The organism is Tannerella sp. (assembly GCF_052170195.1).
Lineage (GTDB): Bacteria > Bacteroidota > Bacteroidia > Bacteroidales > Tannerellaceae > Tannerella.
Genome location: NZ_JBQNAZ010000024.1, coordinates 1 through 19,122 on the forward strand (window position 1 = coordinate 1; position 19,122 = coordinate 19,122).

Here is a 19,122-nt window from a genome sequence, read left to right on the forward strand (position 1 = left end):
TTTTCCATTCCTACGGAAACGTAGTGGAACTCCGGTTAACGCCAGCAAGAAGAAATATTCTTTCGGCAGATTTTTTCTCAGATGTTGCAAAGCCTTCGTGATATGGAACTCTATTGTCTTCACAGACAAGCCATATCTATCCGCGATCTCCTTATTTTTTATGCCCTGGATACGACTCATCTCAAAAATCGCACGTGTTTTTTCCGGCAACGATTCCATCGCCTTGCTTATTATAAGTCGCAAATCCTCCTCTTCCAAAAGTCCGGAGGCATCATCCTCTAATGTATACAAATGAGCTTTCATGTACATCGCTCCGATATCCATCTCGTCGATCGATACAAACTTATGCCGGAAAGACCTCAAATAATTTATGCATTTATTTCGGAGAATAACCGTCAGATAAGGAATTAATCGAGTATTTTCATCCAAAGAATGACGGTTTATCCATAACGACAGAAAGGTGTCAGACACGATCTCTTCGGATACTGCACGGTTTTGTGTGTATATCATGGCAAATCGGTTCAATCGGCCTTCGCAAGACTGAACGATTTGTCTGAAAACATGCTCATTGCCTTCTTTCAGAAGTCTGAGATCAACATCCATGCGTATAACATTTATCTTATTAGACGGTTATGTTCCTTTGTGCAAATTTATAAAAAAGATGCGGGTGTTGCATGTTTCCAAAAAAGAAATTACATTTGCATAAGCATTAATTTTGTAATCAATACAATGTCATGAACTATCGCAATCTGTCGATGCGTATCTTCCGATTCTATGTTGAGGGCTTCAGGTCAATGACTTGGGGAAGGACGCTTTGGATATTGATTTTGATTAAACTGTTCGTCATGTTTGTGATCCTGAAAATTTTCTTTTTTCCACGATACCTGAACCGGTTCGACACGGCGGCAGAAAAAGAGCATTATGTCTCGGAAGAACTCGTTGAGAGGGCGTTAAATCCATCCAATTAATAAATGACTAAAATAAAACACGATGACTGAAAATTTAGATTCTTCTTTGGTTGATTGGTCGCGGGCGCAGTTTGCCTTGACGGCCATCTATCACTGGTTATTCGTTCCGCTCACCCTTGGGCTGGGAATTGTGATGGCCGTGATGGAAACGATCTACTACCGTACCGGAAAAGAGTTTTGGAAAGAAACAGCCAAATTCTGGATGAAACTCTTCGGTATCAATTTTGCGATTGGAGTGGCTACCGGTCTGATTCTGGAATTCGAGTTCGGCACGAACTGGTCGAACTACAGTTGGTTCGTTGGCGATATCTTCGGCGCTCCGTTGGCGATCGAAGGTATTCTGGCATTCTTTATGGAAGCCACGTTTATCGCCGTCATGTTCTTTGGCTGGAACAAGGTCAGCAGAGGTGCACATCTGGCTTCTACCTGGCTGACGATTACGGGTGCAACCCTTTCGGCCTTCTGGATTCTGGTAGCCAACGCGTGGATGCAATATCCGATCGGCATGCAGTTTAATCCGGACACGGTGCGGAACGAGATGTTCGACTTTTGGGCGGTTGCTTTCTCGCCGGTAGCGATCAATAAGTTCCTCCACACCGTACTCTCCGCCTGGGTGCTTGGCGCGGTGTTCGTGGTGGGTGTCAGCTCGTGGTTCCTGCTGCGGAATCGTCAGCGGCAATTTGCGACGGAAAGCATAAAGATCGGTGCGATATTCGGTCTCGTATCATCCGTATTACTGATGTGGACGGGCGATGGTTCGGCTTACTGCGTCGGACAATATCAACCGATGAAGCTGGCTGCGATGGAGGGTTTGTATAAGGGCTCGAACGGAGTAGAGCTGGTGGCTGTCGGGGTCTTAAACCCTTCGAAGAAAGCGTACAACGATAACGAGGACCCGTTCATCGGAAAGATCGGCATCCCCAAGCTGTTGTCGTTGCTAACGGAACGCGATCCCAACGCGTTTGTACCCGGTATCGGCGACCTTATCGACGGCGGTTATCCTTCGGGCGATGGTGTGACGATATCGGCACAGGAAAAGATGGCGCGCGGGAGACTGGCAATTCAGGCAATGGCCGATTATCGGAAGGCCGTCAAGGCCGGTGACGAGGCGGCGATGCAGACGAGCCGTTCTACTTTGGAAGAAAACTTCCGCTATTTCGGCTACGGTTACATCAAAGATCCGGCCGAACTGATCCCGCCGGTGGCGCTGACGTTCTACTCGTTCCGCGTGATGGTCGGATTAGAACTTTTCTTTATGTTGATTTTCGTACTGGTGCTGGTACTCGGACGGAAAGAACAAATCACGAAACATCGCTGGCTGCAAAAGGTTTCTCTCTGGTCTATCCCGTTGGCTTACATTGCCAGTCAGGCGGGATGGGTCGTAGCCGAAGTAGGGCGGCAGCCGTGGGTGATCCAGGACCTGATGCCGACGGGAGCAGCCGTATCGAAACTGTCGACCGGTTCGGTGCAGTTGACGTTCTTCCTGTTCCTCGTATTATTCACGATCTTGCTTATTGCCGAGATCGGCATCATGACGAAGGCCATCAAGAAAGGCCCTGAAATTTCCGAATAATGACAACCAATTAAAAACGAAACACTATGAATCAAATAAGTTATCAGTTTCTTCAAGAATATTGGTGGTTTCTGGTCTCGTTGCTGGGAGCGCTGCTGGTATTTTTGATGTTTGTGCAGGGCGGTCAATCGCTGCTGTTTACGATAGGAAAGACGGAAAGACAGCAGAAATTGCTGATCAACTCGATCGGTCGCAAGTGGGAGTTTACATTCACGACGCTGGTCACCTTCGGAGGGGCTTTCTTCGCGTCGTTTCCCCTGTTTTATTCGACGAGCTTCGGAGGCGCCTACCGGGTATGGACGCTGATTCTGCTTTGCTTTGTGCTACAAGCCGTCTCGTACGAATTTCAGGCTAAAAAAGGTAACCTCTTAGGAAAAAAAACCTACCGGATTTTTCTGATCATTAACGGAGTGCTTGGGCCGCTGCTGCTCGGTACGGCGGTCGGCACGTTTTTTACGGGCGCCGAGTTCGTGATCGATAAGGCGCAGCTCACCGAGGTAAGCATGCCGGTGATTTCGCGTTGGGCCACGCCGTGGCATGGTCTGGAGGCCGTGACGGTAGTCTGGAATCTGTGCCTCGGAGCAGCCGTATTCTTTCTGGCGAGGGTATTGGCCATCCTTTATTTCGTGAATAACATCGAAGACGACGAGGTGGATAAGCACTGCCGTAAGCGTCTGCCGATCGAAGCAGGCGGATTTCTCGTTTTCTTCCTCCTGTTCGTCGGTCGTCTGATGACGATGGAAGGGTATGCGGTACAGCCGGAGACGGAAGCAATCTTCATGCAACCGTACAAATATCTGAACAATCTGCTGGAGATGCCGGTCGTACTGGTACTTTTCCTCGCAGGAGTCGTACTGGTGCTCTACGGTATCATCGACACGATGCTCTCGAAATATCACGTCAAAGGGATCTGGTTCGCCGGGGCAGGGACGGTACTGACAGTGCTGGCGTTGTTGCTTTGTGCAGGATGGAATCATACGGCGTACTATCCGTCGACGGTCGATCTGCAAAGCTCCTTAACGATTCAAAACAGCTCGTCGAGCCATTTTACCCTTCAGACGATGATGTACGTTTCGTTCCTGATTCCGTTCGTGCTGGCGTATATCTTCTATGCATGGCGGGCGTTGGATTTGCATAAGATCAACGATCAGGAGATACGCGAGGGAGAACATACATATTAATTAAATGTATAGTTGTCTGTTGTTAATTGTCATGCCGGGTACATGATTCGTGTACCTGGCAAATAACCATCAATAACCAACAATTGGAAAACAGCCCTGAAAGGGCGTGTTAATTCAGCCCAATGCGTAGCGAAGCAAAGCGTTGGGAAAAAGGATGCACCCCCGATAAGAGGGCTGCATGCCTGAATTAATCAGCGTTCGTCATTCGTAACTTATAATTCGTAATTCTCCTACCCTGTCATTCAGAGTGTCAGCGATGAATCTATTTCTGTCACTTTGGGCTTGACCCAAAAGTGACCCAAAGGTCAAGGCTTCGTGCGCTTCACACGCCTTCGCGACGCTTACAGGTCGAAAATCAGGTAACTCGCTTCGCTTCGGACAGCCTGATTTTCTTTCGTCCTGCTCGCTGCTCTCGTCGGCTCACCGCCCGATGCCCAAGTACGAACGCCGAAGCGTTCGAGGCAAGATTCCTCACTACGTTCGGAATGACAGGAGGAGGCGTTCGTCATTCGTAATTTGTCATTCGTAATTTTTACGGTGGTTAGCCGTCTCAGCTCTTCGAAAGTTGGGAGAAGTGCGGAGGGGAGTGTCAACACGGCACGCCCTTTCTTTTTATGAATCGGATTTCGGAAGCGAGCGTTTCAGCAGGGTGATTTTTCCGTGTTCGAGTTTAACGATTCCTTCGTGACACAGTTCCTGCAACACGCGGTTGAGTGAAGGACGCGCCACGCCTAACCGGTCGGCGATTTCCTGCTGTTTTCCGTAGTGCTCTCGCGTGTGAAGATATTGCAATAATTGTTCGCGAAGCGATTTCAGGGCGAAGCTATGGAGTCGTCCGGTCAGTACGGCACACTTGTCCGAAATTTCGCGCAGGAAATTTTCCATCATACGCAGGTCGGCATGCAGCATCTTGAGCAGCGTGTCCTTGTTCAGCACAAGCACTTCGCAGGGCGACGTGGTTTCAATATTGACAGGGAAGACGTTGTGCGTAGCCAACAGAAAAGCAGGCGCAAGCACCGACCAGTCCGTAAATTGCTCGACAATAATCTGACGCCCTTCGTGATTAATCATCAAAGCGTTGATATGGCCGTGGCAGAGAATAAACAACGAACGACACGTCTCGCCTTGCATCGCCAGAAACGACTGTTCGGGATACGAGCGGAGCGCATAGCCGTAGCGGTCGAACAAGTCTTGGACCGTCTCCGGCTTCACACCCTGAAACAATGTGCAATGTGCTGTTAATTCTTGAATAAGCATACGGCAAAGATACTGTTTTTTTTCATCATTGACTCTGCCGGATATCGAGAAATGAGATTCGGATACAAAAAAACCTGCGAATCATCATCGATCAGCAGGCGTAACTTATTATTAATTTGTCCTATGAAAACACTTATGCTTGTATTTTTTTCTTCGTGGGCGCTGAGGGATTCGAACCCCCGACCCTCTGCTTGTAAGGCAGATGCTCTGAACCAGCTGAGCTAAGCGCCCGAATAGACCGGGAAAAAAGTTTTGTCTTCCTCTGAAAGACGCTGCAAAGATAGATGATTTTTTATTCCCCACAAACTTTTTGAAAAAAAACTTTTCGGATAAGAGAAAAAAGTAGTCAGAGTAGTTAAGGTAGTAAAGAATGACGGATGACGAACGCCGTCTTTGTCATTCCGAACGCAGTGAGGAATCCCGCCCCCGGGAAAGGAAAAAAGATTCTTCACTTCGCTCTGAATGACAAATTAATTGTTAATTGTCAATGGTTAATTGTTATGCCGGGTTATCAGAACGCAAATTTCGCGAATGGACGCGAATGGACACGGTACGCGCCGTAGAGACGCAAATCATGGCGTCTCTACAACATGTACCACGCATAACAATCAATGGCCCATGGTTAATGGCGATCTTAAAAACATCACGATGCTTCGGGCGTTTTTCCCGTGCGACGGGCAATGACGGCATTCATGTCGTCGATCACCTTTTCGACTATGGCCGCGAACGAGGCATACTTGGCACGGTCGACCATTACCATCGTGTCGATATACGTAAGCAGTCGGCCGTTGATCAGTTCGAGCAACGTTTTTCTGATCTCGGACGCGTTAAGTCCTTCGGCGCCGTGCGCCAGATGCGTTTCGTAGGCGATGCGCTTGGCGGTGAAATCGGTTTGTGCCGTGCGCAGGGCGGCAATCGCTTCAGGCATTCCTGCCAGCGCATCGATATGCAGCTGGGCTTCGGCGGTTGAGAGATCGAGCAGCAGGGATTCGATAAGCGACGATTCGGAGGCATAATTCTCGCGGGTCATCTTCATGCCGTACTTGGCAAAGACGGTCCAGAGCGCCGCGGCCGCATTGCTTTGTGCCGGCAGGGGCAGGGCGCGGTAGCCGCGGATAATGTCGCGCAGGTCGCGCACACGGTCGTCACGCAGGGCATCGGCCGAGTCGAGTTCGGACAGGGCACGGTCACGTTTAATCGCTTCCGTAATGCCATGCGATTGGGTACGTATCTCGCCGAACGTAGCGGCAAGAAAAGGATCGGCTGCAAGAGCCGGGTGCGTGTCATAGACGGCAATCAGACGGTCGGATACGTCGTCCACCTCGGTGGTACGAGCGTGAGAATTGAGCTTTTTCATATCATTCAATTTTAAAAAGATGTTTCATATTTAAACGTTAATGGTTTTCTCCGCACAGCGTTTTCATTTTTTGTATCGTCTCCGTTAATTACCCGAAGACCGCTGCACTTTGTTTCAGCTTTCGGGCGATTGCCCGAAGGCTTCTTCATTTTGTTTTAACACTCGGGCAATTACCCGAAGCCTCCCACACTTTGTTTTAACATTCGGGCAGCTACCCGAAGCTTCCCACATTTTGTTTTAACATTCGGGCGGTCACCCGAAAGCTCCCGCACTTTGTTTTAACATTCGGGCGATTGCCCGAGGCTCTACCGTTTTTTATTCTTTTAACGATTCGAAATTACGTCATTTTCCGAAACCGACGAAATAATTACAGTATGTTTTACAACATGTTTTCCCGATTTTATAACGCAAGCTAACTTCGATTCGTATAATCCCATACAAAAGCCATATCCGACTTCAATAATAATTGACTCAGACATGGCTTGTTTTACAATATTATTTTTTTGATTTTTATCGATGCAATACAACAATCACTTTTCAATTTTTGTATCGACCTTCTTTCTTCAACTGATCGATAAATTTTTTCCATTCCGACGCGATGGTTTGTCTGTTCTCGTTACGCAGTTTCTGTGCTTCCTGCGGGTCTGACAACACGGCCACTTCGGGATAACCATCCAACAGGTAATATTTGTTTTCCACCATATTGTAATAAAGTACCAGACTGTTAAATATCTGCGAATTGAGGCTGCTCACACAAATCATGGACGAAAACAAATATTCGTTACCGATATAGATTTTTACCGATTGGTGAATGGAAATCACGTTTTTCATCGACACATTTTCTTGAAAACGAATTTCTTTTGTTGTTTCATTAAACCACAGGATATCGCTTCCCGTAAAAACGACCGATTCTCGTCCTTTATCTGCCACAAACGAACTTCTCATAAAAGTTTCCGTATGAGAAGCCCTTGCGATTATTTCGGATAATGTGGTATCCGGTTTGTCTTCTTCCAGCTCTTGTTCGCACCCACCGGATAAGAGGCAGATGACTGACAGGAACAATAAATACATCTTTTTCATACGATTGTTTTTTATTTATACGTTACGCGTTATACTATTATACCGTGCGAACGAGCCAATACCCTACCTCCCGGTTCTGAAAACGAAGTCTATCGTTCCGGCTTATGCAGCATCTTTATGGTTTTGTTTTCAACCGGTTCTTTTCTCGTTCCATGGTCAAAACGAAGACCGACTTTCAGCAGCAATGTCGGATGGTACGAAGATAAATCGGTCGTTGTTCTTTCTTTGTAGAGCGGTGTGTCCAGATATTTGATCCTGTCGTTTCTGACCCCGAACTCAATCGGCGGAATATAAGACAACATCACGGAGATACGATTATTCCACAGTTCTTTTCGTGCGGTAATACTCCAAAAATCCTTTCCCGACATGTAATAACCTTGCCAAAGAATATTCTTTTTCATATTTCGATAATATCCGAACTGTATCCCGGCCGCCCAATCCGGGTGGTAGAAATTACCATCGGAATAAATCATCCATCCATTGACGGAATTCCGATTTGCCTCATATAATGCGTCCTGATGATAAAAGGTAAGGGAACTTTTCAAACGAAAATATCTTCCGAACGATTGATTATACGATACATTCAGGCTATATTCACGAAAATCGATCTGATTGAACGTACGGTAGAGTTTATATGCTTTTCTGTCATATACTTCACTGATACCATCGTTAATAAAAACAACTTGGGGCATAAGTTTCAATTTATCCCCCAGTGAAATCTCCATAAAACCATGGTGACGAACGGCAGAGGTTACATCAGGATTGCCAATCTGTGTCAAAAATGTATCGACGACAATACTCATCGGGCTAAGCTGGTAAAGAGACGGATAAAGGCTATTAGCCGTATATCCCGCAATAAGGCTTCCTTTTGAGGTGATTTTAACGTTCATCCATACATAAGGAAGTATCCGGGTAGTATGCTTTCCGATTATTCCGTTATGTGAATATATATGCTCGAATACGACACCGGCCCTCATGCGCGTTTTATCTGAAAAGAGACGGGAAAAATAGACAGAAGCTCTATTCCTGTTTTCTTTATAGTTTAAAAAACCTATCCCCTGGCTGCTTTTAGACGCATATCGACGAGATAGATTGGAATATCCTGCCTCTATCGACATGTTATGTGAAAGGCTGTATTTCCCTTCGAAATTCAATCCGGTCTGTTTCTTATATTCATTCCATAAGTCCGAATACCGGTAAACATCCTCTCCTCCCTGACGGTATTCATTCTTCATATCGTTATCGTAATAATTGTACGAAAAATCAGCGTAAACATGCAGACGATTGGCAAACTGACCTTTATAAAATAATGAACCTGTAAATGTATGTGCCTGTATGAGATTTTCCGTTTCGCTCGTAAAAGAGCGATCGTAATTATTCGACAGATCGGTTCGTCGCATCGTGTATTGTTGAAGCGTCTTAGTGCTCCCACGCGTATAATCGGACTGCATACCTAAGATTTGAAAAGGAGTCAGATGATAATTGATCCCTCCGTTTACGGTATGATTGTCGTACCGATATCGATGCGCAGGATGAGCAACAGAATGAGAAACAAGTTTATATCTGTCGTATGTTAAAGATTTAGCCGCATGATAATTACTTTTTTCACGATCATATTCATACATTCCGAAAAAGTTCAGGCGATGAGTCGTATAGATAAATCCCAGAGAAGGATGATTTTCCGGCAAGTGATGGTTTTCGGCAGTCTTCGAAAGATTCATCCAGACAGCATTCGACGCATGCAAATCATATCCGGTATAATTTTTTTTAAGAACGAACTGAATAATTCCGGCATAATCGTCAGAAACAAACCGCCCCGACACGGCTTGAATCACCTCGATTGCTTCGATCCTGTCAGGAGAAAGATGTCGCAGATATGTCTCGGAATAGGGTACGCCGTCTACTAACAATAAAATATTGGCGTGATGGTTCAGCCAAACGGAGTTTGATGATCGATCAAAATATATGCCGGGGATTTTGTCCGACAGTTCCAGCGCATCATGTACCCCACGCAACATCTGCGGAGTGATAACGTAAGTCGTATGGTGTATCTCCTTCGAAGTCTTTTCCGCTGTTACGACCACCTCACCCAATGGAATCATGCAATCATTCAGATGAATAACACCAAGATTTCCATCCACGTCGCGGATGTTTTCATATCGTGTTCGGTATCCCAGACTGCCGATTTTTATGCTTGCCGGAACACGTGACGTCTTGATTGCAAATTGCCCTTTATCGGTCGTAAAACCTGTCGCTATGGGAATACTGTCTGCATCCAATAAACTCACAATGGCATATTCCAACGGTTCACCGGTTGTTTGCGATACAACCGTTCCTTTAAAACTAAAAGGCCGAACTTCTATATTCCCGAAGACACGGTCTGCAGGATTCTCTTTTTGATTATCGCACGGGATAATCACATATACATTTTTTATTCTCTCTACACGGAAAGGCTTGTCCTCGAGTAGCCACAATAATGCAGACTCGGGATTTTTAAACGATTTCGAGACCGATATATTATATTCCGACAACGTCCGATCATCAAACGACAACTCTAACTGCAGCCTGCTCAATACCTTGTTTAACGGCTCATTGTGCACATCCATTCTGACCGACTGCGAACAAACCGTCGCAGCCGTCACCCACAGGAATAACAAAATAATACCGGTGGGTCTCATTTATTCGATCCTGAATGTGATTCCAAAAGGCTTACCGATAATTTCGAGAATCTCTTCGGGCTTCTCGGTTTTCGAAAAGTTTCCCGAATAAATATGATGGGGATAAGACGCAGGAGTAACATGAATGTTGTATTGACGTTCTATTTCTGCAATAACATCTTGCAGCGGCATGGCGATAAATACGAATTTTCCTTGCATCCACCCAATCACGGTCGAGGATACGACATCACGATCAATGCGGAAGGTCGAATCGTGAGTCGTTACCTGCATATTGGAATGAAGCACAACAGATTTTTTACCTGAATTTACCTTTACCTCTCCCGAAAGACAGGTCACACGATACATTCCGGAACGGGCATAGACATTGAATGCAGTACCTACTACTTTCACCGTGTGACGATCTGAATGTACGCTGAATTGACTGCCGGGTTTTACATCGAAATACGCTTCACCTTCAAGGTCTACCTTTCTTGAAAAAAACCATGCAAGGGGTTTATATGATAATTTAGTCGCTGCATTCAACGTTACGGTTGAGTGATCCGGAAGTTTTACGGTCGAATGTTCTCCTCTCTTCGCTTCTTCTGTCACTGTATAAAAATAACATGCTAAAAGAACAGCCACTGTCAGCCCCGCCACATAGCCCCATATGGGAATTCGTTTCAAGAATGTTTTCGGGAGCTCTTGTTCACTGATATTTTCAAAGACTTCATCCCAGATTTCTTCTTTACTTTTAGGCCAAACCGGTTTCATCTTCATATTCTCCATCTTCATTTCACTTATAAAAGTCTCTTTTTTAAAAATCGTAATGCCGCACTTATGTACTTTTCGACAGCTTTTTTACTGACATTAAGACAATCAGCTATTTCCGCATACTTCATTCCGTCTTCCCGATTCATAAGAAAGACGATCCGCTGTCGTTCAGGCATCTGTTGCAATGCTTTGGCATATGTAACAGACAGCTCCCTGAACGATGCTTCATCTTCGGGCGAAAGCTCTCCATCTTTGTTGAATATCATCTCATGTTCAAAATTCATCCGGATTTGGTTCTTTCTGTAATAATCCGTACAACGATCCATAGCCATTTTATAAAGCAGGGATTTGACAGAATGGCTGTTCAGCATACTTCTCTTTTCCCAGACCTTTAAAAACACATCCTGCGCAATATCCGAAGCCATCTCTATATCACCACACCGATAATAGATAAAATTTCGGATCGCATCAAAATGAACATAAAAAACTTCTTTAAATTCGTCCTTGTTCATCACGGCTCTTTTTTATTTTATGTGGGCACTTACAGTTGCAACGTAAAGATATGTATCGTTATTGTGTGTATGCTGTTCCGGTATTCCTTCCTTATTCTCTTCCGACCATTCCATCAACCCACAAAGGCGTCCCGCCGAAACGGAACGCCTGTGGAAAGAGATCGTAAGATCGGGAAAATTAGCATCACTTTTCTTCTCTTTTTTTCGGCAACGGCTGCCGTATGCGGTCTATGATCTTACATCTTTTGCGAGATGTAAGCTATTTTACAAGCGACTTCTTCTTTCATCATGCCTGTCCGAACCATGACGAAAGGGCCGGGAGCGTCTGACTGATTGTCTCGAAATAGAATCCGCCGTATTCTTTTAGTGCCCAGACTCCGATCGCGCAAACGCCTACCAACGAGGCGAGCCAGACGAGAAGCAGAACCCATTTCACGGCCCCGGCCATCGGGCCTAAGTTCAACGAGCGTCTGAAAAGCCGGTACAATAACGCCATCAAAGGAATTCCGAGCAGTAAGATACCGGAGATGCTTCCCCATACGGCCATATAGTTGGGCATCTCGGATACGAAGTACATATCCGAATCGATCGGCAGGTAACTGAATACGGCGCTCCACCCTCCGACAATCAGCGCGAAGACAACGATCAGCAGAATAAACAACACAAAGATAAACACGGGTATCAGCAGGATACCCAACAGCACGGCTCCTACTTTGAACACGGCGGCAAAGAACGAAACGATAAAATCAGCGATTTTCTGGAACTGCGTGCGCGGCGCGTTTGTACGGATATAAGCCCGCATATCGTCCGATGCTTTCTCGAACCCGTCCGTCACCGTCCGCCCGATATTTTCGAGATTGACCGGTTCGCCACGCATCACGAGCCGGTCGGTAGCCGTTCGCGCAAGCGGCAGCACGAGCCACAGTACGATGTATATGATCGTGACGGGAACCGTCATCGACACAATCAGGAGCAAGATCATGACCAGTCGCAGCAACGTCGTATCGATCCCAAAATAAGCGGCGAGTCCGCTGGCTACTCCTCCGAGCATCTTATCGTCCGGGTCTCGCATCAGTCGCTTGCGGAACTTCCCCTCGGCAGTGCCAGCCGTCGTTTCCGTAGCGGCAGAAAATTCGCTTCCGGCATTTTTTTCTTCTCCGGCAAACAGTTCTTCGGGCTTACCCATGCGCTGAATCACCTCTTCCACATGTTCTATCGTGATCACACTAAAGCCAAGGCGTATTCGCTCGTTGAGCAATTCGGAGATACGCGCTTCGAAATCACTCATAATCTCGTCCGAGCCTTCTTCACGGCTGAAATGAATGCGCAGATTGGTCAGATAGCTATCCAATAATTGATATGCATCCTCGTCGATATGAAAGACGATTCCGTTTAAATTTACGGTGAATGTTTTTTTCATTGTCTTATTATTTTATTCGTTATTTCTAATATGATTAATCGTATCGTTCAGCTCTTGCCACGAAAGCTCCAGCTCCTTCAGAAACGCTTCTCCCGCTTCCGTCAGCCGGTAATATTTCCGGGGCGGTCCCTGCGTCGACTCGATCCATTGGTAACTTAACAGTCCGCTGTTTTTCAAACGCGTAAGCAATGGATACAATGTACCTTCCACAACAATCAACCGTGCTTCTTTCAACTTCTGAATCAGATCGGAAGTGTACGACGGCTCCTTTTTTAAGAGCAGGAGGATACAATATTCCAAGATCCCCTTCCTCATCTGCGATTTTACATTTTCTGCATTCATATTGTTCTATGTTTTGGCACAAAAGTATGTATTGCAAACAACCTATGCAATACATAATACCATATTTAAAATTATTTAACATGGCGTAAATTGTCATATCCCTCCTTTTTTACATCTATATCGCTCGAATTTACAGCCCGTGGCCGTGTGCCGTTTCAATTCTTTTATTTATCTTCGTCCGCTATTTCGGAGAACCGGAATAACAACGGACCAAGCGCTTTATAGAGCGTGTGCCCGAAACCGTCGAAAAAAAAGAAAAAGAAAGGACTGTCTGATGGAAATCTTGCGTTATACGTTTTTTCAGAATGCCCTCTGGGGCGGTTTATTTACGGCCATTGCCTGCGGTATCGTGGGGACATACGTCGTTTCGCGCCGGCTGGTATTTATCAGCGGAGGCGTCACGCACGCCTCGTTCGGCGGACTGGGGTTAGGCTTTTACTTGGGGATTAACCCGTTTCTGACGGCACTCGGATTTGCCGTGCTGTCGGCTTTCGGTGTCGAATGGATGAGTCGTTCACGGCGGGTGCGCGAAGATTCGGCCATCGCCGCCATCTGGTCGTTAGGCATGGCTATCGGCGCGATCTTCATCGTGCTGACTCCCGGTTACGCCCCTAACCTCTCTTCTTATCTGTTCGGTAATATCCTGACCATTTCGCGTACCGATATTTACTGGACCGGCGGATTCGCAGCGGCCCTGAGCCTGTTCTTTACCTTATATTATCGGGCAGTCCTGTATTCGGCCTTCGATCGCGACTTTGCCCAGACGCAGGGGCTTCCGGTCAAAACCATCGAATACGTGATGACACTTTTTATTTCCGTGACCATCGTACTGTCCATCCGGCTCGTAGGCATTATGCTGCTGATGAGCCTGCTCACCGTCCCGCAGATGACGGTCAATCTCTTCACCTCCGACTTTCGTAAAATCATCTTCGGAAGCATCGGCTTAGGCTTTGCTTCGTGCGTCACCGGACTGTATCTCTCCTACATCCTCCAGATACCTTCCGGCGCATTTATCATCGTCGTACTGATTGCGTGTTTTTTAGCGGCAAAACTCTTTCACCTCATTGTACGTAAAAAATCCTCCGCGTCCGCGACATGTCCGGCTTCTCCTCCAACGCCTGCCGATCGTTCGCGCTAAGACCCGGAAATGCCAAAAGCTCAACTTGCCGGAATTGAAAATTATCCCGTACATTTGTCCTGAAAAAGCGAGAAAAAGAAGCATGGCCGAGAAAAACGAAACAGGAAAGACGGGCGAACACATCGCACGCTCCTATCTGGAGCGGCATGGCCTGACGGTTCTGCATACCAACTGGCGATTTCATCGATACGAACTCGATCTGATCGCCCGTACACAGACGGAGCTGGTCGTGGTCGAGGTCAAGACCCGTTCGAAAGGCTACCTGCTCTCGCCCGAAGAAGCCGTCGACAGGAAAAAAATCCGTCGGATCGTCGCAGCAGCCGACGCCTACGTGCAACACTTTCAAATTACTCTGCCCGTTCGTTTCGACATTGTTTGTCTGATCAAAAACGGCCATTGCTACGAGGTGGAACATATCGAAGACGCGTTCTACGCTCCCCTGAAACGCTAACCCATTTTCCGAAACGCAATGAATATAGAAGAAGTACGCGACTATTGCCTGACCCTGAAGCATACGACGGAGTCGTTTCCGTTCGATGAGGTGACGCTCGTCTTCAAGGTCGAGAACAAGATGTATCTGCTGATAGCGCTGGATGCGGCGGATCCGCATATCGCCGTCAAGTGCGACCCCGAGCAGGCCGAAGAGCTGCGGGCTCATTATGCGGCCGTCGAACCGGCCTATCATCTTCATAAGAAATATTGGAACGGCATCTATCTGGAACGGGATATGCCCGACGACGAAATCCGCCGCTGGATACGTCACTCCTACGAAGAGGTGCTCCGAAAACTGCCTAAACGAATCCGCGAAACGTATGGTCTCTGAAACACCTGCCATCATCCGTCTGCGGGAAACGCAGTCGACGAACCGGTATCTGCAGGAACAATTGCAAACCGGACATATACCGGCCGACGAGACGATTGTGGTCACCGATTTTCAGACGGCCGGCCGCGGACAGACCGGCAACACGTGGGAGTCGGAAGCCGGACAGAACCTTACGTTCAGCCTGCTCTATCATCCGGCATCGCTGCCGGCCAACGAGTCGTTCCGGATCGCACAGATCGCCGCGCTGAGCGTAAAACGTATGCTCGATCGTTATGTTCGGGACATAACCGTCAAATGGCCGAACGATGTGTACCGAAAAGAGCAAAAAATCTGCGGTATCCTGATCGAGAACCTTCTTTCCGGTAAGTTTATCGCCCATTCCATCCTCGGCATCGGCCTCAACATCAATCAGCAGATTTTTCGCAGCGATGCGCCCAACCCGGTTTCGCTCGCGCAAATCACCGGGAAGACATACGATCGGATGACCCTACTCGAAGCATGGCATACGGAATTTCGTCAACTGCGCGCATTGCTCGAAGCGGGAGATGTCGTAGCTCTTCACGCCGAATATCTCCGTTCGCTCTACCGACGCGACGGCTTTCATCGCTATCAGGATGCCTGCGGAGCCTTCGAAGCACGGATCGTCGATATCGAGCCGGACGGACACTACGTGCTCGAACGGCGTGACGGATCATTCTCCCGCTATGCCTTCAAAGAGGTGAGCTTCATCTGAGAACAACCGAATGACCTTCTGTCATATTATAGCAGCGTTCTTCCCATGCAAAATTTCGAGACGTACTCTCCACAGAATCTCCGGCTTTTTCGCTAATTTTGCTCGCATGAAACGCAGAGACAGCATGAAAAGCATGGCTTGTTACAGGAGATCGCTCCTCCGGACGCTCTTCCTCTCCCGGGTGATCGGTCTGATCATCGGGGCAGCCCTGTGTTTTTGCTGTATCACCTGCAAACAAAAGGAGGCGGCCGCTCCCGCGCCGACGGAACCGGCACAGGTAAGGCTCGGCAGCGAAAAGCGCACGAACGACGTCACCCGGTTTAACGACAGCGACGACCTCGAAAGCGATTTTCTTAATCCGCCCGCCTATGCACAGCCGCGCATCTACTGGAGATGGCTCGAAGGAAACATCTCGAAAGAAGGTATCCGGAATGACTTGACGGAGATGAAGAAAGTCGGTATCCGCGGTGCGGTCATCTACGATACCGATTCATTATCGTATGATCAGGTAGAACGTACCAAGCCGGGACCCGGCTTTATGAGTCAGGCATGGCGTGACCTGTTCCGGTACGCCTGCGAGGTGGCAGACAGCCTTGATATGGAAATCACCCTGAACCTCGGCAGCCGATGGCATAACGGAGGACCGTGGATCACCCCGGAACTGTCGTCGAAAAAATTAGTCTGGAGTCAGATCGATGTAGACGGAGGCAGACGCATCCAGACGAAACTGAATCTTCCGGAGGGTCTGCTCACACGCCCCGGCTCGGACGAACTCTACTATGTGCCGGTGGCGGTACTGGCCGTCCGCCTCGACGAGGATAACATGTACACCGCTCCACTCGAACGTTTTAAGATCAAGGCCCTGCACACCATTCACGATATCCCCGAAATCAGCGGGCTGGGTTATCACTGGGAGGCCTTTATAAAAGAAGAAGAGTCGTACGATGACGATTTCAACACGCGCCTGAGCGATATTTACGACATCAGCCACAAGACAGATGTGGAAGGCAATCTCTCGTGGGAGGCGCCCGAAGGACGTTTTCGTATCTTCCGCTTTGTTTATACCGGAACGGGGCTTCAGGTTTCGTCGTCCGGCACAGAAGGGTTAACCATGGATTTTATGAGCGCCGAGGCGATGGACGTCCACTTCGACCATAGCGCGACGGTTTTGCTCAAAGACATGCAGGGCAAACATTGCGACAGTTGGAAATACCTTCAGGACAATTGTTGGGAACCGGACGCCGCAAATTGGACGGAGTCGCTACCCCGGGAATTCAAGAAAACCAACGGCTACGACATCACCAAATACTTGCCCGTCATCACCGGACTGATTATCGAAAACCGCGACGTGTCCAATCGTTTTCTGTACGACTTCCGGCGTACCATCAGCGATCTGATCTGCAAGAATCACTACGGACGTTTCAAGGCGCTGGCGCACCAATATCGTCTGAGCATCCATCCCGAAAGCGGAGGGCCTCATCCGGCGCCGATCGACGCCCTGCAAAACCTCGGTCAAAACGACGTCCCGATGGGGGAATTCTGGCTTCGCGCGACGACTCATCGCATCCGGCCCGAAGAGCGCTTTTTTATCAAGCAGGCCGCTTCGGCCGCCCATATCTACAACCGCCGGTTCGTTGCGGCCCAAGGCCCGATGTGCATCGGCCCGATGTGGGAAGAAGATTTCCGTTACATGAAACCGACGCTCGACCGTGCGTACTGCGAAGGCATGAACCGCGTCATGCTTCATTGTTTTACGCACTCACCCGCGTCGGCGGGAAAGCCGGGCAACGCCTACTTCGCCGGCACTTGCTTCAATACGAACGTGACGTGGTGGAAGCAATCGAAAGCTTTTCTGACATGGACTGCCCGTAACTCGATGATGCTCGCGCAAGGCAAACCCGTCAGCGATGTCTGCATTTATTATGGCGACAACACCCCGAATCAGGCTTATCTCAAACACCTCATCCCCGGACTGGGCGAAGGCTATGACTACGATGTCACCAACACCGAAGTCATCCTGAACCGCATGAGCGTGCGAAACGGACGGATTGTCTTGCCCGACGGCGTCAGCTATCGAATACTCGTACTGCCCGACCGCAGAGGGATCAAAGCCGAAGTACTCACGAAGATCAAGGAACTGGTAAGAGCCGGTGCGACAGTCGTCGGGCCGAAGCCCCGAACATCAGTCGGTTTACGTAACTATCCGGATGTCGTGAAGCAGATACAGGCCGATGCAGATTCGGTATGGGGCAAATCGTTCACCGGACGGCATCACTTCGGAAAAGGACGGGTGATCTGGGGCAAACCCTTGCGAACTATTTTGCAGGAGGCAGGCGTCGCTCCGGATATGGAATACAAAAGCCGGCGTTACGGAACGTACATCGATTACATCCATCGCACGCGGCAAGACGCGGAGATTTACTACGTGGTCAACCGTAGAGAGCAGCCCGAATGGGTAACCCTCACCTTCCGGGTGAAGAAAATGCAGCCCGAAGTATGGGATCCAATCGACGGCTCCCTTACGACACAACGCATTTTCACCGTCGAGAAAGACAACCGCATCACCCTGCCCGTATTTCTCGAGCCGTACGGCTCACGATTCGTCGTGTTCCGCAAACCGGTAACGGGCACTCATTTTACCGAGCTTTCGCGTAATGGCGTCTCACTCTTTCCCCGTCTGCCGGCACATACATTCTCCGGCGCTCCGGTCGTCACCCTGCCGGACGGTTCGTTCTATTTCCTGTCGGGCAAAAAGTACGAGTTGAAGAAGCATACGGGACGAAAAATCACGCTCTACAACTACGAAACGGAGACGATGGTGATCCGTACTCCGTGGAACGTATCTTTCGATCCGGCTTGGGGAGGTCCTGAAAAGACGACGTTCGAACGACTGATCTCATGGCCGCATCATCCCGACAAAGGCATCCGTTACTACTCCGGCGCCGCCGTGTATGAGAATCGTTTTATACTGACGCCGCAACAGCGAAGAAGAAACCGGGTGATCCTTACGCTCGGCCAGGTGTACCATGTTGCCGAAGTGACGATAAACGGTCATTCTGCCGGTATCTGGTGGAATGCTCCTTTCGAAAAAGATGTAACCGAGCATGTCAAAAGCGGAGTGAATACCCTCGAGGTGAAGGTTGTCAACCTTTGGCCCAATCGCCTGATCGGCGATCTTCAGCTGCCCGAAGAGGAACGGTTTACCCGCACGAACGTCCGCAAGTTCACGAAAGACGCTCCGTTACTTCCTTCCGGACTGCTCGGCCCGGTCGGATTAACCTTTCGTCCCATTAAAAAACCGTAGGTACAT

Annotated in this window: 18 protein-coding genes and 1 tRNA gene; 8 read left to right on the plus strand and 11 right to left on the minus strand. The window is 48.4% G+C overall.

Annotation, left to right across the window (positions count from 1 at the left end; genetic code table 11):
* A partial coding sequence (locus ACTTKA_RS07670) for an RNA polymerase sigma-70 factor (protein WP_442724575.1) occupies nucleotides 1-603 on the minus strand: 603 nt, incomplete at its 3' end.
* Nucleotides 604-734: 131 nt separating this feature from the next.
* Between ACTTKA_RS07670 and ACTTKA_RS07675 the strand changes: the two genes are divergently transcribed.
* Genes ACTTKA_RS07675 through ACTTKA_RS07685 form a run of 3 tightly spaced genes read left to right on the plus strand, consistent with a single transcriptional unit; the run spans nucleotide 735 to nucleotide 3,722 of the window.
* A complete protein-coding gene (locus ACTTKA_RS07675) occupies nucleotides 735-968 on the plus strand; it encodes a DUF4492 domain-containing protein (protein WP_041590785.1) in 234 nt (77 codons plus the stop codon).
* A 22-nt stretch (nucleotides 969-990) separates the two neighbouring features.
* Complete coding sequence (locus ACTTKA_RS07680) at nucleotides 991-2,541, plus strand: cytochrome ubiquinol oxidase subunit I (protein ID WP_442724576.1); 1,551 nt, start codon at nucleotides 991-993, stop codon at nucleotides 2,539-2,541.
* A 26-nt stretch (nucleotides 2,542-2,567) separates the two neighbouring features.
* Entirely contained in the window at nucleotides 2,568-3,722 is a 1,155-nt protein-coding gene (locus ACTTKA_RS07685) for a cytochrome d ubiquinol oxidase subunit II (RefSeq protein WP_442724577.1), read from the plus strand.
* Nucleotides 3,723-4,063: 341 nt separating this feature from the next.
* On the opposite strand, the gene ACTTKA_RS07690 is transcribed toward ACTTKA_RS07685, so the two are convergent.
* The 10 genes from ACTTKA_RS07690 to ACTTKA_RS07735 all read right to left on the minus strand — a co-directional run bounded on the left by ACTTKA_RS07690 (nucleotide 4,064) and on the right by ACTTKA_RS07735 (nucleotide 13,118).
* Nucleotides 4,064-4,318 (minus strand): hypothetical protein, encoded by a 255-nt coding sequence (locus tag ACTTKA_RS07690; protein ID WP_442724578.1) that lies wholly within the window; start codon nucleotides 4,316-4,318, stop codon nucleotides 4,064-4,066.
* Nucleotides 4,319-4,334: 16 nt separating this feature from the next.
* Nucleotides 4,335-4,979, minus strand: coding sequence for a Crp/Fnr family transcriptional regulator (locus ACTTKA_RS07695; protein ID WP_442714541.1), 645 nt, complete (start codon nucleotides 4,977-4,979; stop codon nucleotides 4,335-4,337).
* A gap of 156 nt (nucleotides 4,980-5,135) precedes the next feature.
* Nucleotides 5,136-5,210 (minus strand) — tRNA-Val (locus ACTTKA_RS07700).
* A 412-nt stretch (nucleotides 5,211-5,622) separates the two neighbouring features.
* Entirely contained in the window at nucleotides 5,623-6,336 is a 714-nt protein-coding gene (locus tag ACTTKA_RS07705) for a DUF6261 family protein (RefSeq protein ID WP_442714542.1), read from the minus strand.
* A gap of 537 nt (nucleotides 6,337-6,873) precedes the next feature.
* Nucleotides 6,874-7,416: a hypothetical protein gene (locus ACTTKA_RS07710; protein ID WP_124751487.1), complete on the minus strand. Its 543-nt coding sequence runs from the start codon at nucleotides 7,414-7,416 to the stop codon at nucleotides 6,874-6,876.
* 89 nt (nucleotides 7,417-7,505) lie between these two features.
* Nucleotides 7,506-10,094 carry a TonB-dependent receptor gene (locus tag ACTTKA_RS07715; RefSeq protein ID WP_442724579.1) on the minus strand — a complete coding sequence of 863 codons (2,589 nt, stop codon included), beginning with the start codon at nucleotides 10,092-10,094 and terminating at the stop codon, nucleotides 7,506-7,508.
* On the minus strand, nucleotides 10,095-10,859 hold the full coding sequence (locus ACTTKA_RS07720) for a FecR family protein (RefSeq protein WP_442724580.1): 765 nt from the start codon (nucleotides 10,857-10,859) through the stop codon (nucleotides 10,095-10,097). It abuts the gene before it with no gap.
* 11 nt (nucleotides 10,860-10,870) lie between these two features.
* A complete protein-coding gene (locus ACTTKA_RS07725; RefSeq protein ID WP_260442350.1) occupies nucleotides 10,871-11,356 on the minus strand; it encodes an RNA polymerase sigma-70 factor in 486 nt (161 codons plus the stop codon).
* A 286-nt stretch (nucleotides 11,357-11,642) separates the two neighbouring features.
* Nucleotides 11,643-12,776, minus strand: coding sequence for a PspC domain-containing protein (locus ACTTKA_RS07730; RefSeq protein ID WP_442724581.1), 1,134 nt, complete (start codon nucleotides 12,774-12,776; stop codon nucleotides 11,643-11,645).
* Nucleotides 12,777-12,788: 12 nt separating this feature from the next.
* Entirely contained in the window at nucleotides 12,789-13,118 is a 330-nt protein-coding gene (locus tag ACTTKA_RS07735) for a PadR family transcriptional regulator (RefSeq protein ID WP_014224092.1), read from the minus strand.
* Between the two features lie 274 nt (nucleotides 13,119-13,392).
* Between ACTTKA_RS07735 and ACTTKA_RS07740 the strand changes: the two genes are divergently transcribed.
* The 5 genes from ACTTKA_RS07740 to ACTTKA_RS07760 all read left to right on the plus strand — a co-directional run bounded on the left by ACTTKA_RS07740 (nucleotide 13,393) and on the right by ACTTKA_RS07760 (nucleotide 19,116).
* Nucleotides 13,393-14,256 (plus strand): metal ABC transporter permease, encoded by an 864-nt coding sequence (locus ACTTKA_RS07740; RefSeq protein WP_385994145.1) that lies wholly within the window; start codon nucleotides 13,393-13,395, stop codon nucleotides 14,254-14,256.
* Between the two features lie 82 nt (nucleotides 14,257-14,338).
* Entirely contained in the window at nucleotides 14,339-14,707 is a 369-nt protein-coding gene (locus ACTTKA_RS07745; RefSeq protein WP_442724582.1) for a YraN family protein, read from the plus strand.
* A gap of 18 nt (nucleotides 14,708-14,725) precedes the next feature.
* Entirely contained in the window at nucleotides 14,726-15,079 is a 354-nt protein-coding gene (locus ACTTKA_RS07750; protein ID WP_279172697.1) for an MmcQ/YjbR family DNA-binding protein, read from the plus strand.
* Nucleotides 15,069-15,812, plus strand: coding sequence for a biotin--[acetyl-CoA-carboxylase] ligase (locus ACTTKA_RS07755; RefSeq protein ID WP_385994149.1), 744 nt, complete (start codon nucleotides 15,069-15,071; stop codon nucleotides 15,810-15,812). Before ACTTKA_RS07750 ends, ACTTKA_RS07755 begins: the two co-directional genes overlap by 11 nt.
* A 106-nt stretch (nucleotides 15,813-15,918) precedes the next feature.
* On the plus strand, nucleotides 15,919-19,116 hold the full coding sequence (locus tag ACTTKA_RS07760; RefSeq protein WP_442724583.1) for a glycosyl hydrolase: 3,198 nt from the start codon (nucleotides 15,919-15,921) through the stop codon (nucleotides 19,114-19,116).
* Nucleotides 19,117-19,122: the final 6 nt, after the last annotated feature.

Excerpts from the sequence above, each read along its gene's own strand:
- ACTTKA_RS07745 (WP_442724582.1), top strand. The coding sequence starts at position 14,339 with ATGGCCGAGAAAAACGAAACAGGAAAGACGGGCGAACACATCGCACGC.
- ACTTKA_RS07710 (WP_124751487.1), bottom strand. The coding sequence starts at position 7,416 with ATGAAAAAGATGTATTTATTGTTCCTGTCAGTCATCTGCCTCTTATCC.
- ACTTKA_RS07715 (WP_442724579.1), bottom strand. The coding sequence starts at position 10,094 with ATGAGACCCACCGGTATTATTTTGTTATTCCTGTGGGTGACGGCTGCG.
- ACTTKA_RS07730 (WP_442724581.1), bottom strand. The coding sequence starts at position 12,776 with ATGAAAAAAACATTCACCGTAAATTTAAACGGAATCGTCTTTCATATC.
- ACTTKA_RS07725 (WP_260442350.1), bottom strand. The coding sequence starts at position 11,356 with ATGAACAAGGACGAATTTAAAGAAGTTTTTTATGTTCATTTTGATGCG.
- ACTTKA_RS07695 (WP_442714541.1), bottom strand. The coding sequence starts at position 4,979 with ATGCTTATTCAAGAATTAACAGCACATTGCACATTGTTTCAGGGTGTG.
- ACTTKA_RS07740 (WP_385994145.1), top strand. The coding sequence starts at position 13,393 with ATGGAAATCTTGCGTTATACGTTTTTTCAGAATGCCCTCTGGGGCGGT.
- ACTTKA_RS07680 (WP_442724576.1), top strand. The coding sequence starts at position 991 with ATGACTGAAAATTTAGATTCTTCTTTGGTTGATTGGTCGCGGGCGCAG.
- ACTTKA_RS07750 (WP_279172697.1), top strand. The coding sequence starts at position 14,726 with ATGAATATAGAAGAAGTACGCGACTATTGCCTGACCCTGAAGCATACG.
- ACTTKA_RS07705 (WP_442714542.1), bottom strand. The coding sequence starts at position 6,336 with ATGAAAAAGCTCAATTCTCACGCTCGTACCACCGAGGTGGACGACGTA.
- ACTTKA_RS07675 (WP_041590785.1), top strand. The coding sequence starts at position 735 with ATGAACTATCGCAATCTGTCGATGCGTATCTTCCGATTCTATGTTGAG.
- ACTTKA_RS07685 (WP_442724577.1), top strand. The coding sequence starts at position 2,568 with ATGAATCAAATAAGTTATCAGTTTCTTCAAGAATATTGGTGGTTTCTG.
- ACTTKA_RS07755 (WP_385994149.1), top strand. The coding sequence starts at position 15,069 with ATGGTCTCTGAAACACCTGCCATCATCCGTCTGCGGGAAACGCAGTCG.
- ACTTKA_RS07760 (WP_442724583.1), top strand. The coding sequence starts at position 15,919 with ATGAAACGCAGAGACAGCATGAAAAGCATGGCTTGTTACAGGAGATCG.
- ACTTKA_RS07720 (WP_442724580.1), bottom strand. The coding sequence starts at position 10,859 with ATGGAGAATATGAAGATGAAACCGGTTTGGCCTAAAAGTAAAGAAGAA.
- ACTTKA_RS07735 (WP_014224092.1), bottom strand. The coding sequence starts at position 13,118 with ATGAATGCAGAAAATGTAAAATCGCAGATGAGGAAGGGGATCTTGGAA.